The sequence below is a fragment of the Pseudomonas sp. MWU12-3088 genome (assembly GCF_023242405.1).
Taxonomy (GTDB): domain Bacteria; phylum Pseudomonadota; class Gammaproteobacteria; order Pseudomonadales; family Pseudomonadaceae; genus Aquipseudomonas; species Aquipseudomonas kribbensis.
In genome coordinates, this window is sequence record NZ_JALJEA010000003.1 from 129,335 (window position 1) to 142,637 (window position 13,303).

Consider the following 13,303-nt stretch of genomic DNA (forward strand, 5'->3'; position numbering starts at 1 on the left):
GTGGCCATGCACTGATCTATGTCAGCTGTTTGAACAGTCAACAGAACTACGCTGTGAACTCTTCTCTCCTGCAATGGAGTCATGCAATGTCTGAAGCTCCCGGAAAACTACGACTAGGTGCACTGGTTGCCCTGGTAGTCGGATCAATGATCGGTGGCGGGATATTCTCTTTGCCACAAAACATGGCCGCCAGCGCCGACGTCGGTGCGGTACTGATCGGGTGGGCCATCACCGCCGTCGGCATGCTCACCCTCGCTTTCGTCTTTCAAACCCTCGCCAATCGCAAACCTGACCTGGACGGCGGCGTGTACGCCTACGCCAAGGCCGGTTTCGGCGACTACATGGGTTTCTCGTCCGCCTGGGGCTACTGGATCAGTGCCTGGCTGGGCAACGTCGGTTACTTCGTTCTGCTGTTCAGCACCCTTGGCTATTTCTTTCCGATTTTCGGTGAAGGCAACACCGTTGCCGCCGTGATTGGTGCCTCGGTGCTGCTGTGGGCCGTGCACTTTCTGGTGCTGCGCGGGATCAAGGAAGCGGCGTTCATCAACCTCGTGACCACCGTCGCCAAGGTCGTGCCGCTGCTGCTGTTCGTCCTGATCGCACTCTTCGCCTTCAAACTGGACATCTTCACCGCCGACATCTGGGGCGTGAAAAACCCGGACCTGGGCAGCGTGATGAACCAGGTGCGCAACATGATGCTGGTCACCGTGTGGGTGTTCATCGGCATCGAGGGCGCGAGCATCTTCTCGGCCCGGGCGGAAAAACGTTCGGACGTGGGTAAAGCGACCGTGATCGGCTTCATCACCGTGCTGCTGTTCCTGGTGCTGGTGAACGTGCTGTCGCTGGGCATCATGACTCAGCCGGAACTGGCCAAACTGCAGAACCCGTCGATGGCCGCCGTGCTGGAGCACGTGGTCGGTCACTGGGGCGCGGTGCTGATCAGCGTCGGCCTGATCATCTCGCTGCTCGGGGCGCTGCTGTCGTGGGTGCTGCTGTGCGCGGAGATCATGTTCGCCGCCGCCAAAGACCACACCATGCCGGAGTTTCTGCGCAAGGAGAACGCCAACCACGTGCCGGTCAACGCCCTGTGGCTGACCAACGCGATGGTGCAGCTGTTCCTGGTCATCACGCTGTTCTCGGCCAGCACTTACCTGTCGCTGATCTACCTCGCCACTTCGATGATTCTGGTGCCGTACCTGTGGTCGGCGGCCTACGCCCTGCTGCTGGCGGTGCGCGGCGAAAGTTACGAGGGCTTCGCGGCCGAACGGCGCAAGGACCTGATCATCGGCGGCATCGCCCTGATCTACGCGGTCTGGCTGCTCTACGCCGGCGGCGTGAAGTACCTGCTGCTCTCGGCCCTGCTCTATGCGCCCGGCGCGATCCTGTTCGCCAAGGCCAAGCTCGAACTCAAACAACCGGTTTTCACCAACGTCGAGAAGCTGATTTTCGCCGCGGTGGTCGTGGGTGCCCTAGTGGCGGCCTACGGTCTCTACGACGGCTTCCTGACTCTGTAATTGCCAAACGTTTTATCTCTGGAGGATCACTGAAATGACCACGGAAAAAGTTAAGTACGGCGTCCATTCCGAAGCCGGCAAACTGCGCAAAGTCATGGTTTGTTCCCCAGGTCTGGCCCACCAGCGGCTGACCCCGAGCAACTGCGACGAACTGCTGTTCGACGATGTGATCTGGGTCAATCAGGCCAAGCGCGACCACTTCGACTTCGTCACCAAGATGCGCGAGCGCGGGATCGAAGTGCTGGAAATGCACAACCTGCTGACCGACATCGTCGGCAACCCCGAAGCGCTGAAATGGATTCTGGATCGCAAGATCACCCCGGACACCGTCGGCGTCGGCCTGACCAACGAAGTGCGCAGCTGGCTCGAAGGCCTGGAGCCACGCAAGCTCGCCGAGTTCCTGATCGGCGGCGTGGCCGGCGAGGATCTGCCGGACAGCGAAGGCGCCAGCGTGATCAAGATGTACCGCGACTACCTGGGCCACTCCAGCTTCCTGCTCGACCCGCTGCCCAACACCCAGTTCACCCGCGACACCACTTGCTGGATCTACGGCGGCGTGACCCTCAACCCGATGTACTGGCCGGCCCGTCGTCAGGAAACCCTGCTGACCACCGCCATCTACAAATTCCACCCTGACTTCACCGGCGCCGACTTCGAAGTCTGGTACGGCGACCCGGACAAGGACCACGGCAAGGCCACCCTCGAGGGCGGCGACGTCATGCCGATCGGCAATGGCGTGGTGTTGATCGGCATGGGCGAGCGCACTTCGCGTCAGGCCATTGGCCAACTCGCACAGTCGCTGTTCGCCAAAGGCGCCGTGGAAAAAGTCGTGGTCGCCGGCCTGCCGAAATCCCGCGCGGCGATGCACCTGGACACCGTGTTCAGCTTCTGCGACCGCGACCTGGTCACGGTCTTCCCGGAAGTGGTCAAGGAAATCGTGCCGTTCATCATCCGTCCTGACGAAAGCAAACCTTACGGTCTGGACGTACGACGGGAGAACAAAACGTTCCTCGAAGTCGTGGCCAACTCGCTGAACCTGCCGAACCTGCGCGTCGTGGAAACAGGCGGCAACAGCTTCGCCGCCGAACGCGAGCAATGGGATGACGGCAACAACGTGGTGGCCGTGGAACCGGGCGTGGTCATCGGCTACGACCGCAACACCTACACCAACACCCTGCTGCGCAAGGCTGGCGTGGAGGTCATCACCATCAGCGCCGGCGAACTGGGCCGTGGCCGTGGCGGCGGCCACTGCATGACCTGCCCGATCGTGCGCGACCCAATCGACTACTAAACGACCATCTCCCCGGCCGCACTGACCCTGTAGCGGCCGGGCCGATTACCGAATCCAAGGAGAATCATCATGGCGTTCAACATTCACAACCGTAACCTGCTCAGCCTGGAACACCACACCCCACGTGAGCTGCGTTACCTGCTCGACCTGTCCCGCGACCTGAAGCGCGCCAAGTACACCGGCACCGAGCAGCAACACCTGAAGGGCAACAACATCGCCCTGATCTTCGAAAAAACCTCGACCCGCACCCGCTGCGCGTTTGAAGTCGCCGCCTATGACCAGGGCGCCAACGTCACCTACATCGACCCGAATTCCTCGCAGATCGGCCACAAGGAAAGCATGAAGGACACGGCCCGCGTGCTGGGTCGCATGTACGACGCCATCGAGTACCGTGGCTTCAAGCAGGAAATCGTCGAAGAGCTGGCCAAGTTCGCCGGTGTGCCGGTGTTCAACGGCCTGACCGATGAATATCACCCGACCCAGATGATCGCCGACGTGCTGACCATGCGTGAGCACGCCGACAAGCCGATCCACGAGATCAGCTACGCCTACCTGGGCGACGCTCGCAACAACATGGGCAACTCGCTGCTGCTGGTCGGCGCCAAACTCGGCATGGACGTGCGCATCTGCGCGCCGAAAGCCCTGTGGCCCCACGATGATCTGGTGCAGCGCTGCAAGAAATACGCAGAAGAAAGCGGCGCCCGCATCACCCTGACCGAAGACCCGAAAGCCGCCGTCAAAGGCGTGGACTTCATCCACACCGACGTCTGGGTATCGATGGGTGAACCGGTTGAAGCCTGGGCCGAGCGCATCGAGCAACTGCTGCCGTACCAGGTCAACGCACAACTGATGAAAGCCACCGGCAACCCGCGCACCAAGTTCATGCACTGCCTGCCGGCGTTCCACAACAGCGATACCAAGGTCGGCAAACAGATCGCCGAACAGTATCCGCACCTGGCCAACGGCATCGAAGTGACCGATGACGTGTTCGAGTCGCCGGCCTGCATCGCCTTCGAGCAAGCGGAAAACCGCATGCACACCATCAAGGCGATTCTGGTATCGACCCTGGCTGATCTTTAAGCGTTGCCCTTGACCTGCGGGCGCCGCCGAAGGCTGCCCCGCAGGCTCACCGAATTCTGAAAGGACTGCATTATGCGTATCGTCGTAGCTCTGGGCGGTAACGCCCTGCTCCGCCGTGGTGAGCCGATGACCGCTGACAACCAGCGCGCCAACATCCGCATCGCCACCGAGCAAATCGCCAAGATCCACCCCGGCAATCAACTGGTCATCGCCCACGGCAATGGCCCGCAAGTCGGCCTGCTGTCGTTGCAGGGCCTCTCCTATAAACCCGATGAAGCCTACCCTCTGGACGTGCTCGGTGCCGAAACCGAAGGCATGATCGGCTACATCATCGAACAGGAACTGGGCAACCTGCTGGACTTCGAAGTCCCGTTCGCCACCCTGCTCACCCAGGTCGAAGTCGATCCCAAGGATCCGGCTTTCAAGGATCCGACCAAATTCATCGGCCCGGTCTATGCCAAAGAAGAAGCCGAGCGCCTGGCCAAAGAGAAAGGCTGGGTGGTCAAGGCCGACGGTGACAAATACCGTCGCGTGGTGGCCAGCCCGAAACCCAAGCGCATCTTCGAAATCCGCCCGATCAAGTGGCTGCTGGACAAGGGCAGCATCGTGATCTGCGCCGGCGGTGGCGGCATCCCGACCATGTACGACGAGAAGCGCAACCTCAAAGGCATTGAGGCGGTCATCGACAAGGACCTGTGCTCGTCACTGCTCGCCGAACAGCTGGAAGCGGACTTGCTGGTAATCGCCACCGACGTCAACGCGGCGTACATCGACTTCAAAAAACCCACCGAGAAAGCCATCGCCCAGGCCCACCCGGACGAACTCGAACGCCTGGGCTTCGCCGCAGGTTCCATGGGGCCGAAGGTGCAGGCAGCTTGCGAGTTTGCACGCCATACTGGCAAGGTCGCGGTAATCGGTTCGCTGGCGGACATCGAAGCCATCGTCCAGGGCACCGCCGGTACGCGGGTGAGCACCTCGAAACCCGGCATCACCTACCGATAAAAAAGAAATACTGGGGCAGACTCCAGGTCTGCCCTTCTCCCATGCCTTGAAAGGAGAGAACACCATGGCCCAGTTCGAACCCGGTCATTTGCACATCGAGCGGCACGCGTTGACCAAAGATGACGTCAACTACAACATCCGCCTCGAATACGAGGTGTCGCAGGATCCGCAAAAAGGCAAAGGGATACAGTTCCGGCTGGTTGGAAGCATCCAGGGCAAAGAGGTCAACGAACCGTTCTTTCTGCCCAAGGAAGAGGCCTACAACTTCGCGCGCAACGTGACGCAGATTGCCGAAAAATACGGCATCCCCAAAAGCCACAGCCAGATCGGCTCGGTGCACAAACATTACGATTTGATGTTTGAAGACATTCGTACGCAGTTGAATATGAAATCCGGGGATCCGGTCAATCCAGAGCATTTCGAGTGACCCCAAAAGCTTCCCCTCATCGGAACGCCGCCCGCCCAGCCCTCTCCCGGAGGGAGAGGGCGCTGACCGGGGGATGCTTCAGAGCTACGCCGACCTGATCCTGCCTTATCGAATCCATAATCGCCTCGATTCTTCAGGTCGATGTATCACGCAAGACACCTCGGTCGGCCCCCTCTCCCTCCGGGAGAGGGCTGGGGTGAGGGGGCTTTTGATTTAAGGCATACTTGCCCCCCTCCGCACTCCAGAACCCAGAACCGCCCCATGCGTATCCACGTCAGCTTCATCGACCGCGTCGGCATCACCCAGGAAGTCCTGGCGATTCTCGGTGGGCGCAATCTCAATCTGGATGCGGTGGAAATGGTCCCGCCCAACGTCTACATCGACGCCCCGACCCTCAGCCCGCAAGTGCTCGAAGAACTGAAAGATGCGCTGTTCCGGGTGCGCGGCGTGGAAGCCGTGGTGGTGGTCGACATCCTCCCCGGCCAGCGTCGGCACTTGCAGCTCGACGCGTTGCTCGCGGCGATGACCGACCCGGTGCTGGCCCTCGACAGCGCCGGCAAGGTGCTGCTGGCCAACCCGGCGCTGATCGCCCTGTACGGTCGCGAGCCGGCGGGTGAAAGTGTCTCGGAGCTGTTCAACGATCCGGGCCTGCTCGAAACCCTGCTCGAACAGGGCTTTCGCTTGCCGCTGCGGGAGATCACGGTCAACGGCCAGACCTTGTTGCTGGATGCCACGCCGATCACCGACGCCGGCGCCCTGCTGACCCTGTATCAACCGAACCGCATCGGCGAACAGCTCTCGGCGCTGCACCACGACCATGCCGAAGGTTTCGATGCGCTGCTCGGCGAATCGCCGCCAATCCGCACCCTCAAGGCCCGGGCGCAACGGGTGGCGGCACTCGACGCACCGCTGTTGATCCAGGGCGAAACCGGTACCGGCAAGGAACTGGTGGCCCGCGCCTGTCACGCCATCAGCGCCCGGCACAACGCACCGTTTCTGGCGCTGAACTGCGCGGCCCTGCCGGAGAACCTCGCCGAGAGCGAACTGTTCGGCTATGCCCCCGGCGCCTTCACCGGCGCACAACGGGGCGGCAAACCGGGACTGATGGAACTGGCCAACCAGGGCACGGTGTTTCTCGACGAGATCGGCGAGATGTCGCCGTACTTGCAGGCCAAGCTGCTGCGATTCCTCAACGACGGCAGCTTCCGTCGGGTGGGCGGTGATCGAGAAGTCAAAGTCGATGTGCGGATCCTCAGCGCGACCCACCGTGACCTGGAAAAAATGGTCAGCGAAGGCCTGTTCCGCGAAGACCTGTTCTACCGCCTCAACGTGCTCAACGTCGAAGTGCCGCCGTTGCGCGAACGCGGTCAGGACATTCTGTTGCTGGCGCGCTATTTCATGCAGCAGGCCTGCGCGCAGATCCAGCGCCCGGTCTGCCGCCTCGCGCCCGGCACCTATCCGGCGCTGCTCGGCAACCGCTGGCCGGGCAACGTGCGGCAATTGCAGAACGTGATCTTCCGCGCCGCCGCCATCTGCGAAAGCAGCCTGGTAGACATTGGCGACCTCGACATCGCCGGCACCTCCGTGGCGCGGCAGACCGACACCGACGTCGACAGTCTGGAAGAAGCGGTGGAAGCCTTCGAGAAATCGCTGCTGGAAAAACTCTACGTCAGCTACCCCTCGACCCGCCAACTGGCCGGCCGCCTGCAGACTTCGCACACGGCGATTGCCCATCGGCTGCGCAAGTACGGGATTCCGGGAAAAGCCTGACCCCGCCAAAAGCGACCTCCATCTGTACTGAAAGCGCTACAGCGGAACGATATCGCTACACCCTTCTCCGATCACCGCCGTGCAAGGCTTTGATCCGCTTCAGCTTTTTTCTTCGCCCCGAGCTGTAGCGATTTCGCTACAAGCCCCACCCTCAAAGCCCATCGATAAAATATCAACTCACTGATTTATAACGATATTTTTACGTTGGCCGCGTTCTTGCTAAGTAACCGTTCATAAAATCAGGGCATTACCGCCCAAGTAATCCACTGCGTCCACCAGACGAGTCTGGCCCTTAGGAGATTCCATGAGCGAGTTGCGTTTTACTGAAGATCACGAATGGCTGCGCGCCGAAGCCGATGGTTCTGTCACCGTTGGCATCACCGCTTTCGCGCAGAACGCATTGGGCGACGTGGTGTTCGTGCAACTGCCTGAACTGCAGGCTTACGAGAAAGGCGCCGAAGCCGCCACCGTGGAATCGGTAAAAGCCGCGAGCGGCGTTTACATGCCGCTGGACGGGGAAGTCCTGGCCACCAACCCGGCCCTCGAGGACAGCCCTGAACTGGTCAACGAAGATCCGCTGGGCGAAGGCTGGTTCTTCCGCTTCAAGCCAGCCGACGCTTCCGCCGTCGCCAAGCTGCTGGATCAGGACGCCTACGACCGTCTGATCAAAGCCCAAGCCGAAGCCTGAGGAACCTGACATGACCCAAGTTAATCTCGGCACCGCCAACGAATTCATCGCCCGTCACATCGGCCCGCGCGCCGGTGACGAGCAAGCCATGCTCAACAGCCTCGGCTTCGACTCGCTCGAAGCCCTGAGCGCGAGCGTCATCCCGGAAAGCATCAAGGGCACCAGCGTGCTCGGCCTCGACGATGGCCTGAGCGAAGCCGATGCCCTGGCAATGATCAAAGGCATCGCCGGCAAGAACCAACTGTTCAAGACCTACATCGGCCAGGGCTACTACAACTGCCACACGCCGTCGCCGATCCTGCGCAACCTGCTGGAAAACCCGGCCTGGTACACCGCTTACACCCCGTACCAGCCGGAAATTTCCCAGGGCCGTCTCGAAGCGCTGCTGAACTTCCAGACCCTGATCAGCGACCTCACCGGCCTGCCGATCGCCAACGCGTCCCTGCTCGACGAAGCCACCGCCGCTGCCGAAGCCATGACCTTCTGCAAACGCCTGAGCAAGAACAAGGGCAGCCACCAGTTCTTCGCCTCGATCCACAGCCACCCGCAAACCCTCGACGTGCTGCGCACCCGTGCCGAGCCGCTGGGCATTGAAGTGGTGGTCGGCGACGAGCGTGAACTGACCGACGTGACACCGTTCTTCGGCGCCCTGCTGCAATACCCGGCGAGCAACGGTGATGTGTTCGACTACCGCGAACTGACCGAGCGCTTCCACGCAGCCAACGCACTGGTAGCCGTAGCCGCTGACCTGCTGGCCCTGACCTTGCTGACCCCGCCGGGGGAATTCGGCGCGGACGTGGCCATCGGCAGCGCTCAACGTTTCGGCGTGCCGCTGGGCTTCGGCGGCCCGCACGCGGCTTACTTCTCCACCAAAGATGCGTTCAAGCGCGACATGCCGGGCCGTCTGGTCGGTGTTTCGGTTGACCGTTTCGGCAAGCCGGCCCTGCGTCTGGCAATGCAGACCCGCGAGCAACACATCCGCCGCGAGAAGGCCACGTCGAACATCTGCACCGCGCAAGTGCTGCTGGCCAACATCGCCAGCATGTACGCCGTGTACCACGGCCCGAAAGGCCTGACCCGGATCGCCAACCGTGTGCATCACCTGACCGCGATCCTGGCCAAGGGCCTGAGCGCACTGGGCGTGACCGTCGAGCAAACCAGCTTCTTCGACACCCTGACCCTGTCCACCGGCGCGCAAACTGCTGCGCTGCACGACAAGGCCCGCGCCCAACAGATCAACCTCCGGGTGATCGATGCCCAGCGTCTGGGTCTGTCGGTCGACGAAACCACCACCCAGGCCGACATCGAAACCCTGTGGGGCCTGTTCGCCCACGGCAAGGCTTTGCCTGATTTCGCCGCCCTCGCCGCTGCTGTGCAGAGCACTATTCCAGCCGCACTGGTGCGTCAGTCGCCGATCCTCAGCCACCCGGTGTTCAACCGTTATCACTCGGAAACCGAGCTGATGCGCTACCTGCGCAAACTGGCGGACAAGGACCTGGCTCTGGATCGCACCATGATTCCGCTGGGCTCTTGCACCATGAAGCTCAACGCTGCCAGCGAAATGATCCCGGTGACCTGGGCCGAATTCGGCGCCCTGCACCCATTCGCCCCGGCCGAGCAAAGCGCCGGTTACCAGCAACTGACCGATGAACTGGAAGCGATGCTCTGCGCCGCCACCGGTTACGACGCGATCTCGCTGCAGCCGAACGCCGGTTCCCAGGGTGAATACGCAGGCCTGCTGGCGATCCGTGCCTACCATCAGAGCCGTGGCGAAGACCGTCGCGACATCTGCCTGATCCCGTCGTCCGCCCACGGCACCAACCCGGCCACCGCCAACATGGCTGGCATGCGCGTGGTCGTGACCGCCTGCGACGCCCGTGGCAACGTGGACATCGAAGACCTGCGCGCCAAGGCCATCGAGCACCGCGAACACCTCGCCGCGCTGATGATCACCTACCCGTCGACCCACGGCGTGTTCGAAGAAGGCATCCGCGAAATCTGCGGCATCATTCACGACAACGGCGGCCAGGTGTACATCGACGGCGCCAACATGAACGCAATGGTCGGTCTCTGCGCACCGGGCAAGTTCGGCGGCGACGTCTCGCACCTGAACCTGCACAAGACCTTCTGCATTCCGCACGGCGGTGGCGGCCCGGGTGTCGGCCCGATCGGCGTGAAGTCGCATCTGACCCCGTTCCTGCCGGGCCATGGCCACATGGAACGCAAGGAAGGCGCGGTCTGCGCGGCGCCGTTCGGCAGCGCGAGCATTCTGCCGATCACCTGGATGTACATTCGCATGATGGGTGGCGCAGGCCTGAAGCGCGCTTCGCAACTGGCGATCCTCAATGCCAATTACATTTCCCGTCGCCTGGAAGAGCACTACCCGGTGCTGTACACCGGCAGCAACGGTCTGGTGGCGCACGAGTGCATCCTCGATCTGCGCCCACTGAAAGACAGCAGCGGCATCAGCGTCGATGACGTCGCCAAGCGCCTGATCGACTTCGGTTTCCACGCCCCGACCATGTCGTTCCCGGTGGCCGGCACGCTGATGATCGAACCGACCGAAAGCGAATCCAAGGAAGAACTGGACCGCTTCTGTGACGCCATGATCCGCATCCGCGAAGAAATCCGCGCAGTGGAAAACGGCACTCTGGACAAGGACGACAACCCGCTGAAGAACGCACCGCACACCGCCGCAGAGCTGGTTGGCGAGTGGACTCACCCGTACAGCCGCGAGCAAGCGGTGTACCCGGTGGCGTCGTTGATCGAAGGCAAGTACTGGCCGCCGGTCGGTCGCGTCGACAACGTGTTCGGCGACCGCAACCTGGTCTGCGCCTGCCCGTCGATCGAAAGCTACGCTTGACCTGTAAGGGGGCGGGTTCGCCCGCCCCTTTCATGTGTGCCTGATGTGCCTATAACAAGAAACCGGAGAACAACCATGTCGTTAAGCGTGTTCGACCTGTTCAAGATTGGCATCGGCCCCTCCAGCTCCCACACCGTCGGCCCGATGCGCGCTGCTGCGCGCTTCGTCGAAGGCCTGCGTCGGGAAAACCTGTTGTCGGCCACCACCAGCGTCAGGGTCGAGCTGTATGGATCCCTCGGCGCCACCGGCAAGGGTCACGGCAGCGACAAGGCCGTGCTGCTGGGCCTGGAAGGTGAGCACCCGGATACCGTGGATACCGAAACCGTCGCCGCACGTCTCACGCAGATTCGCGGCAGCGGGCGTTTGAACCTGCTCGGTGAACACAGCATTGCGTTCAACGAGAAAGAACATCTGGCAATGATCCGCAAACCGTTGGCCTATCACCCCAACGGCATGATTTTCCGTGCCTTCGATGCGGCGGGATTGCAGATCCGCAGCCGCGAGTACTACTCGGTTGGCGGCGGTTTTGTGGTCGACGAAGACGCGGCCGGTGCCGACCGTATCGTCGAAGACGCCACACCGCTGACCTTCCCGTTCAAAAGTGCCAAGGACTTGCTCGGTCACTGCGCCACTTATGGGCTGTCGATCAGTCAGGTGATGCTGACCAACGAAAGCGCCTGGCGCCCGGAAGCGGAAACCCGCGCCGGCCTGCTGAAAATCTGGCAAGTGATGCAGGACTGCGTGGCTGCCGGCTGTCGCAACGAAGGCATTCTGCCGGGTGGCCTGAAGGTCAAACGGCGGGCGGCGGCGTTGCACCGGCAACTGTGCAAGAACCCGGAATCGTCGCTGCGCGATCCGCTGTCGGTGCTGGACTGGGTCAACCTCTACGCCCTCGCCGTCAACGAAGAAAATGCCAACGGCGGGCGCGTGGTCACGGCACCGACCAACGGCGCGGCGGGGATAATTCCTGCGGTGCTGCATTACTACATGCGCTTCATTCCCGGCGCAAACGATGACGGCGTGGTGCGCTTCCTGCTCACCGCGGCGGCCATCGGCATTCTGTACAAGGAAAACGCCTCGATCTCCGGCGCCGAAGTCGGCTGTCAGGGCGAGGTCGGCGTGGCCTGTTCGATGGCGGCCGGCGCGTTGTGCGAAGTCCTCGGCGGCAGCGTGCAACAAGTGGAAAACGCCGCTGAAATCGGCATGGAACACAACCTCGGCCTGACCTGCGACCCGATTGGCGGGCTGGTGCAAGTGCCGTGCATCGAGCGCAACGCCATGGGCTCGGTCAAGGCGATCAATGCCGTGCGCATGGCCATGCGCGGCGACGGGCAGCACTTCGTCTCCCTCGACAAGGTCATCCGCACCATGCGCCAGACCGGCGCCGACATGAAAAGCAAATACAAGGAGACCGCCCGCGGCGGTCTGGCGGTCAACATTATCGAGTGTTAATTAGCCCCCTCTCCCGCCGGGAGAGGGTTGGTGTGAATCAAGGAGTCACGCATGTCCACCGAACAACTGTCGAAAACCCCGCTGCACGCTCTGCACATCGAACTCGGCGCCCGCATGGTGCCGTTCGCCGGCTACGACATGCCGGTGCAATACCCGCTGGGCGTGATGAAAGAACACCAGCACACCCGTGAGCAGGCCGGGCTGTTCGATGTCTCGCACATGGGCCAGATCCGCCTGACCGGCGCCAATGCCGCCAAAGCCCTGGAAACCCTGGTGCCGGTGGACATCATCGACCTGCCGGTTGGCATGCAGCGCTACGCGATGTTCACCAACGAAACCGGTGGCATCCTCGATGACCTGATGGTCGCCAATCTGGGCAACGACGAACTGTTCCTGGTGGTCAACGCCGCATGCAAGGATCAGGACCTGGCGCATCTGCAAAAACACATCGGCGATCAGTGCACCATTACCGAGCTGTTCGAAGCCCGCGCCCTGCTCGCGTTGCAAGGTCCGGCGGCCGTAACCGTACTGGCACGTCTGGCGCCGGAAGTGGCGAAGATGACTTTCATGCAGTTCGCCCGCGTGACGCTGCTGGGTGTGGATTGCTTCGTCAGCCGCTCGGGCTACACCGGTGAAGACGGTTTCGAAATCTCCGTACCGGCAGCCGATGCGGAAAAACTCGCCCGCGCCCTGCTGGCCGAACCGGAAGTCGCCGCCATCGGCCTTGGTGCCCGGGATTCGCTGCGTCTGGAAGCCGGCCTGTGCCTGTACGGCCACGACATGAACACCGACACCACACCAATCGAAGCCAGCCTGTTGTGGGCCATCTCCAAGCCACGTCGTGCCGATGGTGCGCGGGCCGGCGGCTTCCCGGGTGCAGAACAGGTTTTCGGCCAGCAGCAGAACGGTGTCGCACGCAAACGCGTTGGCCTGCTGCCGCAGGAGCGCACGCCGGTCCGTGAAGGTGCAGAGATCGTCAACGAAGCCGGCGAAATCATCGGCAGCGTGTGCAGCGGTGGTTTCGGCCCGACCCTGGGCGGGCCATTGGCGATGGGTTACCTCGACAGCGCTTATGTCGCACTGGACACACCAGTCTGGGCCATCGTTCGTGGGAAAAAGGTGCAAATGCTTGTAAGCAAAATGCCATTCGTTCCACAACGCTACTATCGTGGTTGATTGACTGTTTCTATAAGTAACGCGATTGCGTTATGCGTGC

Annotated in this window: 10 protein-coding genes; all 10 read left to right on the top strand. The window is 62.0% G+C overall.

Annotation, left to right across the window (positions count from 1 at the left end; translation table 11 throughout):
• Positions 1-86 precede the first annotated feature (86 nt).
• A complete protein-coding gene (gene arcD, locus M5B98_RS09380; protein ID WP_248742550.1) occupies positions 87-1,514 on the top strand; it encodes an arginine-ornithine antiporter in 1,428 nt (475 codons plus the stop codon).
• A gap of 34 nt (positions 1,515-1,548) precedes the next feature.
• Positions 1,549-2,805: an arginine deiminase gene (gene arcA / locus M5B98_RS09385; RefSeq protein WP_248742551.1), complete on the top strand. Its 1,257-nt coding sequence runs from the start codon at positions 1,549-1,551 to the stop codon at positions 2,803-2,805.
• 69 nt (positions 2,806-2,874) lie between these two features.
• Positions 2,875-3,885 carry an ornithine carbamoyltransferase gene (locus M5B98_RS09390; protein ID WP_025126828.1) on the top strand — a complete coding sequence of 337 codons (1,011 nt, stop codon included), beginning with the start codon at positions 2,875-2,877 and terminating at the stop codon, positions 3,883-3,885.
• A 72-nt stretch (positions 3,886-3,957) separates the two neighbouring features.
• The gene (arcC, locus tag M5B98_RS09395; protein WP_248739185.1) at positions 3,958-4,887 is read left to right on the top strand and encodes a carbamate kinase; all 930 of its coding nucleotides are present in this window, start codon (positions 3,958-3,960) and stop codon (positions 4,885-4,887) included.
• A 64-nt stretch (positions 4,888-4,951) separates the two neighbouring features.
• On the top strand, positions 4,952-5,314 hold the full coding sequence (locus M5B98_RS09400; RefSeq protein WP_085709636.1) for a DUF5064 family protein: 363 nt from the start codon (positions 4,952-4,954) through the stop codon (positions 5,312-5,314).
• A gap of 261 nt (positions 5,315-5,575) precedes the next feature.
• Complete coding sequence (locus tag M5B98_RS09405) at positions 5,576-7,084, top strand: sigma-54-dependent transcriptional regulator (protein ID WP_114885058.1); 1,509 nt, start codon at positions 5,576-5,578, stop codon at positions 7,082-7,084.
• A gap of 304 nt (positions 7,085-7,388) precedes the next feature.
• Positions 7,389-7,772 (top strand): glycine cleavage system protein GcvH, encoded by a 384-nt coding sequence (gene gcvH, locus M5B98_RS09410; protein ID WP_007951190.1) that lies wholly within the window; start codon positions 7,389-7,391, stop codon positions 7,770-7,772.
• Between the two features lie 10 nt (positions 7,773-7,782).
• A complete protein-coding gene (gene gcvP / locus M5B98_RS09415) occupies positions 7,783-10,635 on the top strand; it encodes an aminomethyl-transferring glycine dehydrogenase (protein WP_248742552.1) in 2,853 nt (950 codons plus the stop codon).
• Positions 10,636-10,710: 75 nt separating this feature from the next.
• The gene (locus M5B98_RS09420; RefSeq protein WP_085730271.1) at positions 10,711-12,087 is read left to right on the top strand and encodes an L-serine ammonia-lyase; all 1,377 of its coding nucleotides are present in this window, start codon (positions 10,711-10,713) and stop codon (positions 12,085-12,087) included.
• Positions 12,088-12,138: 51 nt separating this feature from the next.
• The gene (gene gcvT, locus M5B98_RS09425) at positions 12,139-13,263 is read left to right on the top strand and encodes a glycine cleavage system aminomethyltransferase GcvT (RefSeq protein ID WP_248739187.1); all 1,125 of its coding nucleotides are present in this window, start codon (positions 12,139-12,141) and stop codon (positions 13,261-13,263) included.
• Positions 13,264-13,303 lie beyond the last annotated feature (40 nt).